The sequence below is a fragment of the Ruegeria sp. BA2 genome, assembly GCF_056539605.1.
Map to the genome: position 1 here is coordinate 17,984 of NZ_JBQFVE010000014.1, position 15,557 is coordinate 33,540.

The following is a 15,557-nucleotide window of genomic DNA, read 5'->3' on the forward strand; positions in this document are numbered from 1 at the left end:
TCATGCCCGGTTTCGACATATTCGACACAATCGAAGATCTGCGCCAGAGCGGGGACAGTTTCTGCGTCGCCACTGTGTTGCGCACTGCGGATGTGACCTCGGCCAAGGCTGGAGCTAAGGCGGCGATTACGCGAGATGGTCGAATATTGGGACATCTCGGCGGGGCCTGCGTACAGCGGGCCGTCAGGGCGTCAGCCAAAGCCGCGCTTGAAAGCGGCCAACCAGACATTATCCGCGTGAAACCTTTGGACAAGGTGGTGGCCATGACGGATCCTGACGGTGTGCAGACTTACAAAAGCGGATGTCCCAGCGGTGGGACCGTGGACCTGTTGGTTGAACCTTATCAGCACGCGCCGAGGTTGGTGATTTTTGGCGCTTCGCCAATCGCGTCGGCGTTGGCTGCGCACGCCACCTTGGCGGGTTTGCGGGTCTGCGTGCCAAAAGGGGCTGAAGGACCTGATCAGATCGGATTTGATCCGGATGATTTGCCAGCGCTGGGTCTTGAACCCAGAGATTTCGTTGTTGTTGCGTCGCAAGGCAATGGGGATGGCCCGGCGTTAAAAGCGGCCTTGGAATCTTCATCACGCCGTGTGTCGATGGTAGCCAGTCGACGCAAGGCCAAGGTGCTCTGTGAAAAGCTGATCGAGCACGGGCTGGACGAAGGCCGGGCTGCGCAGCTTAAGGCACCTGCCGGGCTGGATATTCATGCGGTCGATCCTCATGAGATAGCGCTTTCCATCCTTGCCGAGATCGTGCGCTGGCGGAACACCGATACCTCAAAGGAGAGCTTTGATGATGAAAAAATGGCGTAGTTGGATACGACGCTTTTGGCCGGCGCGTCCGGAACTGAGTGCAAAAGAAGCGGCTGAAGAGGCGCTGCGCGTCTATCCAAGATGTTGTTGATCAAAAGGAAACAGGAATGGAACTAAGTGACGAAATCCGCATCAGCGCCCCGCGCGATGTCGTTTACCAAGCGCTGAATAACGTGGATGTATTGCGCGAGTGTATACCCGGCTGTGAAGAACTGACTCAGGCAAGCCCGGATCAACTCGAGGCCAAGGTCGTGCTGAAAATCGGACCCGTCAAGGCAAAGTTCGCTGGCGAAGTAACGCTGGATACGTCTAATGCTCCAAACGGGTTTTCGCTAATGGGCGAAGGCAAAGGGGGTGCTGCTGGTTTCGCCAAGGGCGGGGCGGATGTGACCCTGACAGAAGATGGGGACGAGACCATCTTAGCCTACACCGCCAAGGTTGATATCGGCGGCAAGATTGCTCAGTTGGGCAGTCGATTGATTGCTGGGACAGCCAAGAAGCTTTCAGGTAAGTTTTTCACCAAATTTGGAGAAGTGGTCACGGAGCAAACCGTCTCGTAATGAGCCACTCTGCTGACGACAAATACTGGGCATGGGAAAACCGGGCCTGTTCGTTGCATTTGGGGTCTATACAAAGCACCGAAACTGGTTGTTAAACCATGAAATCAGGCATGTTCAGGAGGGTTTGGTACTGCGAGATATGACTCTTTGGGTATCCGCACCAACCCTCTCAGCCCAAAGGCTTCCCGGTCCGAAGGATCGAGTCGTTCGATGCCCGTCTGGACCGCCTCAAAGATCGCCGCGGCATCGTTCCCCTGTGCGGTGATCAGCGGAAGGCCCGGCGTTGGCTGTGTCCAGTCCAGCACACGCAGTTCCGAGGCAAAGTTCTCATGGACGCGCATCAGACGCCACGAGACCGCATCCAGCGCGGCAATATCAGCGCGGCCTTCAGAGACCGCCTGTGCCGATTTCAGGTGCCCATGGGTTTGCACTCGGTTTTCGAACCAGAACCCATGTGGCTCAAGATGCCAATAAGGCGCGGCATAACCGGATTGCGAGAATGTTTGGTTATAGGCAAAAACCGCATCCTGAAACGCTGTCAGATCGCTGCGCCGATCATCGGCGCGCACCACCAATGCGCTACGGTAATAGCCGGGCGGGCACCCGTCGAGGCCATAGTCGGGCGTGCCAACCAACGTGACCTGATCGTGCAGCCATGTTCGGTAGGGCATACCGCAGGTCTGGCTCAGCACCAATTCCGGATGCCGCCAGACCGCGAATTCCTCGGCGTCCTGCGACAGATTTTCGGGGGCGTTGATCCCTGCATCGCTCAGACTTGCGCGGATCAGGGCCCAGTATCGCTGATGCGCCTCATCTAGCTGTGGGCGCGCATACATCATCAGGTTTGCGATCATTGCATCTGCCCAAACAGTTCATACAGCTCAATCGTTGTTTTTACCCCAACCTTCTGCTGAATACGCCCGCGATGAATTTCCACGGTGCGGGGGCTGATGCCCAGTGCGGCGGCGATCTCTTTGCTGGAGGTACGCGCCGGATGGGTCAGGATATGCTGCAACACCTGTTCCTCACGTTCTGTTAGAAGCCTGCGTTTATCCGCAAGCATTTTGCGCCGCGATTTTTCAGCACGAAGCCCGGTGCCGATATCAAACGCAGCCTGTATCCGTTCGATTAGTACGCTCAGGTCAAAGGGTTTTTCAAGAAAATCGATCGCGCCAGCCTTGGTCGCCCTTACAGATTCCGGAATGCCGCCATGCCCGGAGATGAAAATGATTGGAATGGTCGAGTCGCGCCGGTTCAGATGATCCTGCAGCTCCAGCCCGTCCATTCCCGGCATGCCATAGTCCAGGATCAGGCAGCCATTGGCGTCCTCATGGACCTGGTTCAGAAAGGTCTGCGCATCGCCAAAATGTTCGACCCGCATGCCGCGTTTGCTGAGCGATCGCGACAGAGCGATGCGCACATCTTCGTCGTCATCGACAATATAGACGACCTGCGGCTCAAGGATCATGCGCGTTCTTCTCCTGACTGGTCGCGGCGTAACGTGAAACAGAAACGCGCGCCGCTCGCTCTGGTCGGCTCGTACCAGATCGTGCCGTCATTGGCTTTGACGATGGTTCTGCAGATGGACAGGCCCAACCCCATCCCATCAGATTTCTGAGTGTCAAACGTGTTGAACAAGGTGACATCGTCGCTGACCCCGGGCCCGTCATCTTCCACGCGCACCTCGACCAGCTCATCGCTGATTACTGTGGTGATGGTGACTTGGCCCGTGCCATTCGGCTGGCGGGCCAGTGCATCAATCGCGTTGCGCAACAGGTTGACCAGCACCTGAGCGATCTGTGTCCGGTTTCCGATGACCGGGGGAATTTCGGTTTCTTCATACAGCAGCCTGATATTGTGCAGCTTCGCCTCGGACTCCATCAAGCTGACGGTTTGCCGGATCAGCCCGTTCAATTCAAACGGAGTCTGACGGCCACGGTCCTTGCGCACCACCTCGCGCAGTGCTCGGATGATGTCGCCCGCGCGGCGTGACTGGCGGTCGATATCCGATAAGATCTCTGTCAGTTCAGGATCGGGTTCACCAATTTCATCCAGCGTCAGCTTGGCGGCGTCGACGTTATAGGAAATTGCGCTCAGGGGCTGGTTGAGTTCATGCGCCAGCCCGGATGCCATCTCGCCCATCAGGTTGACCCGCGCCACATGCGCCAGATCGCGGTTGAGACGGCTGGCTTCATCCTCGGCCTGCTTGCGGTCGCTCACGTTATCGATGATGGCAACCGCGTGGTCAGGCTTGCCGCTTTCGTCGCGGATCAGGATCGCGTTGACCCGTAGCCAGATCAGAGATCCGTCTTTTCGAACAAATTGGTTCTCGGCGATGAATTCGGAATCCTGCAACAGGGTTTCGCGGAATATGACCGCAATCTGCTGACCGTCTTCCGGTAGTAAATCAGCCAGCGTCATCGTCTCCAGTTCATCCCGCTGATATCCCATGATGTCACACAACTGGTCGTTGGTGCGCAGAAACTGACCCGTTTCGGGCGAGAATTGCGCCATCCCACGTGAAGCCAGATCGAAGGTGCGGCCATAGGCTGTTTCGAACCGCTGCCGTTGCCGGACCTCCTGCGTCAGCGTCGCGCCGGTATCTTCGAGCTCACGATAGGGGCTATGCAGGCCTTCTTCGGGGGTGATCTCTCCGCTGGACAGTTGTTGGCTCTGGCTGGCAAAGGTGCGGACTGGGGCGTAAATCCGGTCGGCCAGGGCGAGCCCGATTGCACCGGTTAGAATGGCGATGGCCAACGCGATCCAGACGCCCTGGGTTCGGTTCTTCTTGATCTCGCCGATAAAATTGTCCTCGGCCGCATAGAGCCCGATCAGCCAACGCAACCCTGGTTCCGAGACCTCGATCAGCATCGCGACGTAGTCCTGACCATTCAACTGGAAATCGGTATGAACCGGACCCTGCGCATTGCTAAGACCGGTTTGCACCACATCTCCGAACGCCTTTTGCGCGATGGGGTCCGCGATCTGGTCCACAAGTGTCAACTCGGGCGCTTCCATATGCGCTTCCTGCCGGATCAACACGAGTGTTGGATGCGCCAAGACCGCACCATTTTCATTCAGAACCAGCGCCGCCCCGCGCCGTTCCGACCAGATGTCCAGCAGGAACCCCGACAGGGCGTCAATCTGAATATCGACACCCAAAATGGCGCGGATATCTCCGTCATCGTCCAATATCGGAACACTATAAGTGATACCCGGCTGGCGCGTGGTGAAGAAGATATAAGGCTCGGTCCAGATCGGCGCTTTAGCCTCACTCACCATCCGGAACCAGGGCCGGTTACGCGCCTCATACGTATCGGTCTCGGTGGTGTCTGTCTCAAGCAACGTGAACTGATCATTGCGCCACTGGAAATCGGCGGGATGCTCGGCAGTGCCCCGTGGGAAGGGCGGAACGTATTTGGTGCGATAGCGACCGGGCTCTTCCGCACGCATGACATAGACAAACCTGCCCGTATCATCAGCCAAATACATGCCCGCAAGCTGCGGCGCGACCTGTAGCTGCTGGAAGAAATGGCTTTCCAGAATGTCAGGGTCGCTGATGTCCAGTACGTCATTTTCAGCAAGCCGTCGGGTGGCATCCAAGGCCTGCCGCGCCGGATTCAGAAAGCTTTTGACCTGACCGATGACATTGACGCTGACCTCATTCAGCGATGTCCGCGATTGCCGCAGCAACGCGTTTTCCGAGCTGACGAAGGTCGACAGGATCACCGACAGGATCGCGATGAACTGCAACCCGCCAAGACACAAGGCCAACGTCGCACGCAGCGACCGGCGCCTGCGGGCAGGTTCGGCCTGTTCCTGACGGAGTTCTTGTTGCCCTGCGTAGTTCAATTCCTGTCCAAACGACCTTTTGTCCGGGTCGGTGCCACAGCCCTGAACCGTGACCAGTTACCCTCATTCCCCTATCTTTGAATCCAAGCCTATACGTAATCAACCGTATAGACACCTGCTGTTTGGTTTCGCTTTTCTCTTATTCATCGGGGGGCCTGATTCCAGTGCGATTTTTTCTGTTGTGTTCTGAACGGTTTCAGGCGCCCCAACAGATCAAAAAAAGACTGACAGCAGGAGTGTCAAAGTGTTCAAGAAAACTTCAATCACCGCATTTGCCGCGGCGGCCCTGATGGCACCAGCGGCATATGCAGAAGAGTTTATTACGATCGGAACTGGCGGCGTTACGGGTGTCTATTACCCGACGGGTGGCGCGATCTGCCGTCTGGTCAACAAGGGCCGGAAAGAGCACGGGGTCCGGTGTTCGGTGGAGTCGACTGGGGGGTCGGTTTACAACATCAACACCATTCGCGAAGGCGAGCTTGAGTTTGGGGTGGCACAGTCGGATTGGCAGTACCACGCGTTCAACGGCAGCTCGAAATTCGAAGAAGCCGGCCCGTTTGAGAACCTGCGTGCCGTGTTCTCGGTACACCCAGAGCCGTTTACGGTTGTGGCGCGTGCCGACGCGGGTATCTCGAATTTCGAAGACCTGAAGGGCAAGCGCGTCAATATCGGCAACCCCGGTTCCGGTCAGCGCGGCACCATGGAAGTTCTGCTGGGCGAAATGGGCTGGTCCACCGATGATTTCGAACTGGCGACCGAGCTAAAGGCGGCTGAACAGTCCGCAGCTCTGTGCGACAACCAGATCGATGCGATGGTTTACACCGTTGGTCACCCCTCGGGTTCGATTCAAGAAGCGACCACAGCTTGCGACTCGGTTCTAGTGAATGTCAGCGGCGACGCGGTTGACAAGCTGGTGGGCGACAACTCGTTCTACCGTACTGCAACCATCCCCGGTGGCATGTACCGTGGCTCAGACGGTGACACATCGACCTTTGGTGTTGGTGCAACTTTCGTGACCTCGGCAGACGTGTCGGACGATGCGGTTTACGCCGTTGTCAGCTCGGTCTTCGAGAATTTCGACGACTTCAAAAAGCTGCACCCGGCATTTGCCAACCTGAAACCGGAAGAGATGATTGCGGACGGCCTGTCGGCACCGCTGCATCCGGGAGCCGAGAAATACTATAAAGAAAAGGGCTGGATTCAGTAATCCAGACCTGACGCGGGGCGCCTGAAAAGGCGCCCCGATTCACATCCGGGATAAACCGGTGACAAGAAGGCCGATAAAAACCAAGGCCAAGGACGGGGAGACTTCAGCATGAGTTCCGACACACAGGGCAACCGCCCTCTTTCCGAAGAAGAGCTTCAGGAACTGGTTGCCTCATCAGATGCAGGCGCGCGTGATCCGGCAGGGAATGTTGGGGTGTTTCTTGCGATTGTTGCGGTCTTGTGGTCGGTGTTTCAGGTCGTTCTGGCCTCTCCCTTGTCGAATTATCTGCTGCCGGGCAGCGTGGTGAACAACTCGCGCCAGATCCATCTGGCTTTTGCGATGTTCCTAGCCTTTTCGGCCTATCCGGCGCTCAAATCCAGCCCGCGGGATTACATTCCGATCCAGGATTGGATCATGGGCATCGTCGGCGCGTTTTTGGCGCTGTATGGTTATTTCTTCTATCAAAAGATCGTCGATGCTGGCGGTCTGGCGGATGATACCGACAAGTGGTTTGCCCTTGTTGGCTTGCTGCTGTTGTTCGAGGCCGCGCGCCGCGCGCTGGGCCCGGCAATGGCGATCATCGCGACAATCTTCCTGGCTTATGTCTTCTTCGGCTCATCCGAATGGGTGCCCGAGGTGATCCGCTGGAAGGGCGCCAGCCTGCAAAAAGCGATGAGCCATATGTGGATCACGTCCGAAGGTGTCTTTGGCATCGCTTTGGGCGTATCAACCAAGTTCGTGTTCCTCTTCGTCCTCTTCGGCGCGCTGCTCGATAAGGCGGGCGCGGGCAACTATTTTATCAAGATGGCCTTTGGCGCGTTGGGGCACCTGCGCGGTGGCCCGGCCAAAGCGGCGGTTGTTGGTTCAGCAGCGACAGGCCTGATCTCGGGGTCATCCATCGCAAACGTTGTCACCACCGGTACCTTCACCATCCCGCTGATGAAGCGGGTGGGCTTCTCCAGTGAACAAGCGGGCTCGGTCGAGGTTGCCTCATCCGTGAACGGCCAGATCATGCCGCCGGTGATGGGCGCGGCCGCCTTCCTGATGGTTGAATATGTGGGCATTTCTTATGTCGAGGTGATCACCCACGCCTTCCTGCCCGCTGCAATCTCCTACATCGCGCTGGTCTACATTGTGCACCTTGAGGCGGTGAAGCGGAACATGCCGACATTGGGCGACCGCGTTGTTTCGATGGGTCGTACGATTGGCGGCATGGCGCTGTTCTTCGTGGGCTTTGCCGGGCTGTGCTACGGCATTCAGTACCCGATCAAGGCGATCGTTGTGCTCATGCCCGACGCGTCGGGGCTGGTCTTGTCGGCGCTGATTGTGCTGGCCTATCTGATCCTGCTATGGCTGGCTTCCGGAGTAGAGGACTTGGTTCCGGATGACCCCAACGCCAAAGAGGTCGAACTGCCGGTGATCGCCGAGATCTACAAGGCTGGTCTGCATTACCTGCTGCCGATCATCGTGCTGGTCTACTTCCTGATGATCGAGCAGAAATCTCCGGGCCTATCGGCTTTCTGGGCAACTTCGCTGCTGTTTGTGATCCTGCTGACGCAGAAACCGCTCAAGTCGATCTTCCGGGGTGAGAGTGACACTGCGAATGCCTTTATGGCCGGTGTTGTTGATCTGTGGAACGGGCTGATCGACGGCGCGCGCAACATGATCGGTATCGCGCTGGCCACCGCCACTGCGGGTGTGATCGTGGGCACCGTGACGTTGACCGGTGTGGGTCAGGTGATGGCCGATCTGGTCGAGTTCCTGTCGGGCGGTAATCTGATCGCCATGCTGGCGCTGGTCGGGCTGCTGAGCCTCATTCTTGGGATGGGTCTGCCGACCACGGCGAACTATATCGTGGTCAGCTCGCTGATGGCCGGTGTGGTCGTGGAACTGGGCGCGCAGGACGGTCTGATCGTGCCGCTGATCGCGGTACACCTGTTCGTGTTCTATTTCGGCATCATGGCCGATGTAACACCGCCCGTGGGTCTGGCCAGCTTTGCCGCCGCCGCCGTTTCGGGTGGGGATGCGATCAAGACCGGCTTCACCGCCTTCTTCTACAGCTTGCGCACCGTGGCCCTGCCTTTCGTGTTCATCTTCAACACCGATCTGTTGCTAATCGATGTGGGCTGGGTACAGGGCATCTTGGTGGCCGTCTCTGCAACCATCGCGATCCTGATTTTCACCGCTGGCACCATGGGCTGGTTCCTAACCAAAAACCGTATCTATGAAAGCGTCGCGCTGATCCTGATTGCCTTTGCGCTGTTCCGTCCGGACTTCTTCATGAACCGGATCGCACCACCCTTTGCGCAGATCGAACCTTCACAGCTGACACAGGCCGTGGGTGACGCCGCACCAGGCAGCACCATGCGGATCGAGGTCGCGGGCCCGGACTTTGACACCGGCAACATGACCGAAACCACTGTGGTTCTGGATATCCCGGAAGGGGATGATGGGGCGGCACGCGTTGATGCACTGGGTCTGATCACTCTGGAAGAGGATGGTTTGGTCAAACTGGACGAACCGCTGTTCGGCACACCGGTCGCGGATGAGCTGGACATGTTCGACTATTATGCTGACGATGCCGTTCGCATTACGAGCATTCAGGCCCCGCAAAGCCAGCCCGCGAAAGAGCTGATCTTTATCCCGGCGCTGATCCTGTTGGGTCTTGTCGCCTTCCTCCAGCGCGGCCGCGCCGCAAAACAGGGAGAACCCGCATGAGCAAATCCATTCTATGCGCCGTGGATATCAGCAATGGCGATCTTGATGTTGCTGTCCTTGAACGCGCCGCAGCGCTGGCCGAAATGGATGGCGCGCGGCTGGATGTCGTGACCGTGACACCGGATTATGGCGAAGGTTTCGTCAGCAGTTTTTTTGAGCCCCACCACCACGAAAAGGTGATTGAAGAGGCTCATGAAAAGCTGGTCACCCTCTGCGCCGCCACGCTGGGGGAAGAGCGCAACGCCAATGTTCGCCACGTGGTGGCGACCGGCAGCGCCTATCAGGAGATCCTCAAAACAGCGGAAAGCGCGGGTTCGGATCTGATCGTGATCGGTGCGCACAAGCCTGATTTCAAAGACTATCTGCTTGGTCCAAACGCAGCCCGGGTCGTGCGTCATTCGCAGACCTCGGTATATGTTGTGCGTTGAATGGAAGCGACCTAAGGTACGAATCTGCCATTTGAATTTCGGTACTCAGTAGTTAATCACGCAGATCCTTACCGGGAGATTTTTATGATGAAGACTGTCATGAGAACCAGCGCCGCCTTGGCGCTGGCGCTAGTTGCGTGCGCGGTCCATGCACAGGACCCTGCACCAGAACACGGCTATGGCTGGGAGGATAAGAATTCGGTGACCGGCTCCGAATTTATGGTCTCTGCCGCCAATCCCATCGCCGCCAAGGCCGGATATGACGTGCTGGCCGCAGGTGGCACAGCCGCAGATGCGATGATTGCCGTGCAGTTGATGCTCAATCTGGTCGAGCCTCAATCTTCGGGCATCGGCGGTGGGGCGTTCATGCTGTATTGGGATGCATCGGCTAAATCGCTGACCACCTTTGATGCGCGCGAAAAGGCCCCCGCGAAAGCCACGCCTGAACGGTTCCTGTTGCCGGACGGGGAAAAGATGCCGTGGCCCGAAGCTGTTGTAGGAGGACAATCCGTTGGCGTTCCAGGCATTCTGCGCCTGATGGAAGTGACCCATAACCTCTATGGCAAGAAAGACTGGGCCTCGTTGTTCCAGTCCACCATCGATCAGGCCGAGCAGGGGTTCGAGGTTTCGCCCCGTATGGCAAACTCGATCCAAAGCACGATTGAACGTGAGCGTTCTGTCGGTGTGTTCCCGGCGGGCAAAGCGTATTTCTTCAACGAAGATGGCACGCCGCTGCAGGCCGGAACCTTGCTACGGAACCCCGAATTTGCCGAAACTCTGCGCATTCTGGCCGATCAGGGCGCAGGGGCCTTCTATAGCGGTCCCATCGCCGAAGATATCGTGGCTGCAGTGGATGCCACATCCAAGGTGGAAAACAACATCACGCTTGAGGATCTGGCCGACTACCGCGTCAAAATCCGCCCTGCCGTCTGCGCCGATTATCGCGGTTACGATGTCTGCGGAATGGGCCCACCAACCTCCGGCGGCCTGACCGTCGGGCAGATTCTGGGGATACTCAGCAACTTCGACCTCGAAGGCACCGGTTGGAACGCCGAGATGGCGCATCTCTATGCCGAAGCTGCCAAGCTGGCCTATGCGGACCGCGCCCTTTACATGGCTGACGGTGATTTTGTCGATGTGCCGGTCAAGGGCCTGTTGGACAGGGATTACCTAAAGCTGCGCTCGGAAATGATCGACCCGGCAGCGGCAAGTGAAAAGCGTCAGGCCGGCGAGCCGCCGCGTGATCACACCGCCTTGTTTGCGCCCTCGCAAAACCCGGGCCGCCCCGGCACCAGCCATATCGTGATCCGTGACCAATACGGCAACGCGCTGTCAATGACGACCACGATTGAGACCGCCTTTGGCAGCCGGGTCTTTGTGCGGGGTTTCCTGCTGAACAACGAACTGACCGATTTTGACCGTGCGCCGATGGATGGCGACCGGTTGGTGGCCAACCGCGTTGAGGGTGGTAAACGCCCGCGCAGCTCGATGTCGCCAACCATCGTGATGAAGGATGGTGAACCCTATCTGCTGATCGGTTCCCCCGGCGGCAGCCGCATCATCAACTATGTGGCCAAAACGATCATCGCGATCGTGGTTTGGGATATGGACCCGCAGGACGCCATCGAAACCGGGCATTTCGTGCACCGCAACGGGTCCTCGATGGATCTGGAACAGGGGACCTCTGCAGCAGAATTCGCCGATGCCCTGACCGCTAAGGGGCATGAGGTGAAACAGGTCGATCTCAACAGCGGATTGCACGCGATCCTGATCAAGGATGGGCAGCTGATCGGTGCCGCCGATCCGCGTCGCGAAGGCGTGGCACTGGGCCAATAAACGCAAACTGCAAAAGGGCTGCCGGTCAATTGTACCACGCAGCCCTTTTCTCTTGCTTTGTCAACGTACTCGTCCGATAGGGCGGTATGTTCAAAAACCGGGCTATAACCTTTATCCTGATCACGCTGATGATCGATGCAATCGGCATTGGCATCGTTTTCCCGATCATGCCCGATCTGATGGAACGCGTTGGCGCGGGTGACACCGGGCAAGGGGCCTTTTGGGGCGGGCTGCTGATGGCCGCCTATGCCGCGGCGCTGTTCCTGTGCGGGCCTATCGTGGGCAGCATTTCGGATGCGGTTGGTCGCAGGCCGATCCTGATCGCGGCGCTGACCATGTTGGCGCTGGATTATGTGATAATGGCGATGGCCGAAACGTTCTGGCTGCTCCTGCTTGGGCGGACGCTCGCGGGGCTTGCCGGGGCGACTTATATTACCGCAACAGCTTACATCGCCGACATATCCAAACCGACCGAGAAGGCGGCGAATTTCGGTCTGATCGGAGCGGCCTTCGGGATCGGCTTTGTGCTTGGCCCGGCGATCGGCGGCATCGCTGCCGAGATCAGCATCACCGCGCCGTTCTGGATCGCCGCCGTTCTATCAGCTGCGAATGCCCTGTTCGGAGTATTCGTGCTGCCAGAGAGCCTGAAGCCGGAAAAGCGCCGCCCTTTTGGCAAACGCGATCTGAATCCGTTCAAATCGATCTTTGATGCTTTCCGTTTTCCGGGTCTGGCTGTGCCGCTGCTGTGCATCTTCATCTTTGAGTTTGCCAACATGGTCTACCCCACCCTGTGGGCCTTCTGGATTCGTGAGGTCTTTGGCTGGTCCACGCTCTATATCGGGCTGTCGCTGGCCGCATACGGGGTGCTGTTGGCCTTCGTGCAGGCGGGTTTGATGCCGCTTTTTATCAGGTTGATCGGCGATTATCGGACGCTGCTTTTGGGCATGACATCCGCGCTGATCGGGCTGATTGGGTTTGGTTTTACAACAACGGTCATCGCACTTGCGATTTTCATTCTGGTGGCTGCGCTATCTGACCTGGTGCCTGCATTGATCACAGCCATGGCCTCGAACCAAGCCGATGAAGATCGGCAGGGCGTGGTTCAGGGGGTGATTGCGTCGCTCTCATCTGTAGCGGCCGTCCTGTCGCCTTTGGTGATGACGGGTATCTTTCAGGCATCCGTCGATGGTGAGGGCATCTATTTGCCCGGTGCGCCCTACTTCTTCTCGGCTGCGCTGGTGTTGATCATGATGCCTTTTGTGTTCCGCCTGCGCGGGCACGCATCGGTCTGAAACGAAAACGCACCCGCAGCGGGCTGCGAGTGCGTCAAAAGTTCAATGCATCGGGTGCTTACTGAATTTCACCCATGCAGAGATATTTCATCTCAAGGAAATCCTCGATCCCGTATTTCGAACCCTCGCGACCAAGGCCCGATTGCTTGACGCCGCCAAACGGGGCGACCTCGGTCGAGATCAGGCCAGTGTTGATGCCCACCATGCCCGATTCCAATGCTTCGGCCACACGCCAGACGCGGGCCAAATCGCGGCTGTAGAAATACGAGGCCAGACCGAACTCGCTGTCATTGGCCATGGCAACCACGTCGTCTTCTTCTTCGAATTTGAACAGAGGCGCGACGGGGCCAAAGGTTTCATCCTTCGCCACCACCATGTCACGGGTGACACCGGTCAGAACGGTAGGTTCAAAGAATGTTCCGCCTAGGTCCGAGCGTTTGCCGCCCAGCGTGATCGTCGCGCCTTTGGATACCGCGTCCGAGATGTGTTCCTCGACCTTGGCAACCGCCGCGTCGTTGATCAGCGGGCCTGTGGTGACACCATCGCCAAAGCCGTTGCCAACGTTCAGGGCTTTGGTCTTCTCGGCCAGCTTGGCAGCGAATTCATCATAGACGCCTGCTTGCACATAGATGCGGTTGGCGCAGACACAGGTCTGACCGTTGTTGCGGAATTTGGCGATCATCGCGCCGTCTACGGCAGCATCCACATCGGCGTCGTCGAAGACAATGAACGGCGCATTACCACCCAACTCCAACGACATCTTCTTGATGGTGCCCGCCGCCTGACGCATCAGGATCTGGCCCACGCGGGTTGAGCCGGTAAAGGTGATCTTGGCGACCTTGTCATTGGTGCAAAGCTCATTGCCCACGCCGGAACTGTCAGTGCCCGGGATCACGTTGAACACGCCTGCCGGAATGCCCGCACGTTTGCCCAGAACCGCCATCGCCAGTGCGGACAGCGGGGTCAGAGTTGCAGGGCGCGCCACGAAGGTGCAGCCCACGGCCAGCGCCGGGCCAACCTTGCGGGCGATCATTGCATTGGGGAAGTTCCACGGCGTGATTGATCCCACTACGCCCACGGGTTGTTTCAGCACCACGATGCGCTTGTCGCGCTGGTGGCCGGGGATGACGTCGCCATAAACGCGCTTGGCTTCTTCCGAGAACCACTCGATGAAGGACGCACCATACAGGATTTCACCGCGTGCTTCGGGCCAGGGTTTGCCCATTTCGGCGGTCAGGATGGTGGCCAGATCGTCGGCGTTTTCGACCATCAGATCGAACCACTTGCGCAGGATCGCAGCGCGTTCCTTGCCGGTCTGTGCAGCCCACTCCTTCTTCGCGGCATAAGCTGCATCGATGGTCTGTGCGGTGCCTTCGATGCTGACATCGGTCACGTTGGCGATCAGATCACCGGTAGCAGGATTATAGACGGGAAAGGTTGTCTCACCCTCAACCCATGCGCCGTTGATATAGGCGCGTGTTTCCAGAAGGCTGGGATCTTTCAGCTCCAGCTTGGTCACTTTGGTATCCAGCATGTTCAGGCTCCTTTGGCAGCGTCGATCGAGGCTTCGAGGATATCCATCGCCTCGGCGAAGATCTCGTCTTGCACCGTCAATGGTGCAAGGAAACGGATTACATTCCCATATACGCCACATGTCAGCAGGATCAATCCACGCTTCAGTGCCTCGGCGCGCACGGCATTGGCCATATCGGGGTTCGGGGCGCCGCCATCTGCGGTGTTGAACTCGGCCGCGATCATGAAACCCGGACCGCGAATGTCGACGATTTCCGGCGTGCGCGCCCGGATCGATTCCAGCCGCTGTTTCAGGCGTGAACCCAGTTCGTTGGCGCGGGCGCACAGGTCTTCTTCTTCGATTGCGTCCATCACCGCATGGGCGGCGGCAATGCCCAGCGGGTTGCCGCCATAGGTGCCGCCCAGACCGCCGGGATGTGCGGCATCCATCAGCTCGGCACGTCCGGTAACAGCGGCCAGCGGCAGGCCACCGGCCAGACCTTTGGCCATGGTGGTGATGTCGGCGGCTACGTCATAGGCCTCCATCGCGAACAGATTGCCGGTGCGGGCAAAGCCGGTCTGCACCTCATCGGCGATCAGAACGATGCCGTGTTCGTCGCACAGGCTCCGCAGGCCCCGCATCAGCTCCGCAGGCGCGGGGTAGAAACCACCTTCGCCCTGCACCGGTTCGATAATGATTGCAGCAACACGACCCGGATCGAGATCGGCCTTGAACAGTTTAGTCAGCGCACCCAGAGAATCCTCGGTAGAAGTGCCGTGCAGTTCAATTGGGAACGGGACGTGATAAGTGTCAGGCATCATCGCGCCGAAACCTGCCTTATAGGGTTGAACCTTGCCGGTCAGCGACATGCCCATAAACGTCCGGCCATGGAATCCGCCGCCAAAGGCAATCACCGCCGGGCGGCCCGTGGCAGCGCGTGCGATCTTGACGGCGTTCTCAACCGCCTCGGCTCCGGTGGTGACAAAGACGGTTTTCTTGGTGAAATCACCCGGCACCTTCTCGTTCAGGCGTTCGCCCAGATGGATGTAGTTTTCATACGGCAGCACCTGATGGCAGGTATGGGTGAAATTGGCGGCCTGTTTTTGCACCGCTTCCATTACCTTGGGATGGCAATGCCCGGTGTTCACAACGGCGATACCGGCGGCGAAATCGATATATCGCGTGCCCTCGACATCCCAGACCTCAGAGTTCACGGCACGGTCCACATAGACCTGTGTTTGCATCCCCACACCCTGCGCGATTGAGGAATTACGGCGTTCAGCAATCTGAGCGTTCAGCATCTTGCGTCCTTTCCGGTTATCGGGCGCAGCGCCCGTAT

At 58.2% G+C, this 15,557-nt stretch carries 12 protein-coding genes; 7 read left to right on the forward strand and 5 right to left on the reverse strand.

Features of this window, described 5'->3' with window-relative positions:
• Window positions 1-2 precede the first annotated feature (2 nt).
• Together ACR0NN_RS20975 and ACR0NN_RS20980 are read left to right on the forward strand one after the other, a co-directional pair.
• A complete protein-coding gene (locus ACR0NN_RS20975; protein ID WP_170722586.1) occupies window positions 3-812 on the forward strand; it encodes an XdhC family protein in 810 nt (269 codons plus the stop codon).
• A gap of 107 nt (window positions 813-919) precedes the next feature.
• Window positions 920-1,372: an SRPBCC family protein gene (locus ACR0NN_RS20980; RefSeq protein ID WP_170722584.1), complete on the forward strand. Its 453-nt coding sequence runs from the start codon at window positions 920-922 to the stop codon at window positions 1,370-1,372.
• Window positions 1,373-1,476: 104 nt separating this feature from the next.
• On the opposite strand, the gene ACR0NN_RS20985 is transcribed toward ACR0NN_RS20980, so the two are convergent.
• Genes ACR0NN_RS20985 through ACR0NN_RS20995 form a run of 3 tightly spaced genes read right to left on the reverse strand, consistent with a single transcriptional unit; the run spans window position 1,477 to window position 5,224 of the window.
• Complete coding sequence (locus ACR0NN_RS20985) at window positions 1,477-2,226, reverse strand: PhnD/SsuA/transferrin family substrate-binding protein (RefSeq protein WP_170722581.1); 750 nt, start codon at window positions 2,224-2,226, stop codon at window positions 1,477-1,479.
• On the reverse strand, window positions 2,223-2,840 hold the full coding sequence (locus ACR0NN_RS20990; protein WP_170722579.1) for a response regulator: 618 nt from the start codon (window positions 2,838-2,840) through the stop codon (window positions 2,223-2,225). Before ACR0NN_RS20990 ends, ACR0NN_RS20985 begins: the two co-directional genes overlap by 4 nt.
• The gene (locus ACR0NN_RS20995; protein ID WP_170722575.1) at window positions 2,837-5,224 is read right to left on the reverse strand and encodes an ATP-binding protein; all 2,388 of its coding nucleotides are present in this window, start codon (window positions 5,222-5,224) and stop codon (window positions 2,837-2,839) included. Before ACR0NN_RS20995 ends, ACR0NN_RS20990 begins: the two co-directional genes overlap by 4 nt.
• A gap of 244 nt (window positions 5,225-5,468) precedes the next feature.
• On the opposite strand from ACR0NN_RS20995, the gene ACR0NN_RS21000 reads away from it, so the two are divergent.
• The 5 genes from ACR0NN_RS21000 to ACR0NN_RS21020 all read left to right on the forward strand — a co-directional run bounded on the left by ACR0NN_RS21000 (window position 5,469) and on the right by ACR0NN_RS21020 (window position 12,705).
• A complete protein-coding gene (locus ACR0NN_RS21000; RefSeq protein ID WP_170684583.1) occupies window positions 5,469-6,431 on the forward strand; it encodes a TAXI family TRAP transporter solute-binding subunit in 963 nt (320 codons plus the stop codon).
• Window positions 6,432-6,539: 108 nt separating this feature from the next.
• A complete protein-coding gene (locus tag ACR0NN_RS21005) occupies window positions 6,540-9,149 on the forward strand; it encodes a TRAP transporter permease (protein ID WP_170722573.1) in 2,610 nt (869 codons plus the stop codon).
• Window positions 9,146-9,577: a universal stress protein gene (locus ACR0NN_RS21010; RefSeq protein WP_170722571.1), complete on the forward strand. Its 432-nt coding sequence runs from the start codon at window positions 9,146-9,148 to the stop codon at window positions 9,575-9,577. The genes ACR0NN_RS21005 and ACR0NN_RS21010 overlap by 4 nt, the downstream gene beginning before the upstream one ends.
• An 84-nt stretch (window positions 9,578-9,661) precedes the next feature.
• Window positions 9,662-11,413, forward strand: coding sequence for a gamma-glutamyltransferase (gene ggt, locus ACR0NN_RS21015; protein ID WP_170722569.1), 1,752 nt, complete (start codon window positions 9,662-9,664; stop codon window positions 11,411-11,413).
• An 86-nt stretch (window positions 11,414-11,499) separates the two neighbouring features.
• The gene (locus tag ACR0NN_RS21020) at window positions 11,500-12,705 is read left to right on the forward strand and encodes an MFS transporter (RefSeq protein ID WP_170722567.1); all 1,206 of its coding nucleotides are present in this window, start codon (window positions 11,500-11,502) and stop codon (window positions 12,703-12,705) included.
• Between the two features lie 58 nt (window positions 12,706-12,763).
• On the opposite strand, the gene ACR0NN_RS21025 is transcribed toward ACR0NN_RS21020, so the two are convergent.
• Together ACR0NN_RS21025 and ACR0NN_RS21030 are read right to left on the reverse strand one after the other, a co-directional pair.
• A complete protein-coding gene (locus ACR0NN_RS21025) occupies window positions 12,764-14,239 on the reverse strand; it encodes an NAD-dependent succinate-semialdehyde dehydrogenase (RefSeq protein WP_170722565.1) in 1,476 nt (491 codons plus the stop codon).
• A 2-nt stretch (window positions 14,240-14,241) separates the two neighbouring features.
• Complete coding sequence (locus ACR0NN_RS21030) at window positions 14,242-15,519, reverse strand: 4-aminobutyrate--2-oxoglutarate transaminase (protein ID WP_170722563.1); 1,278 nt, start codon at window positions 15,517-15,519, stop codon at window positions 14,242-14,244.
• Window positions 15,520-15,557: the final 38 nt, after the last annotated feature.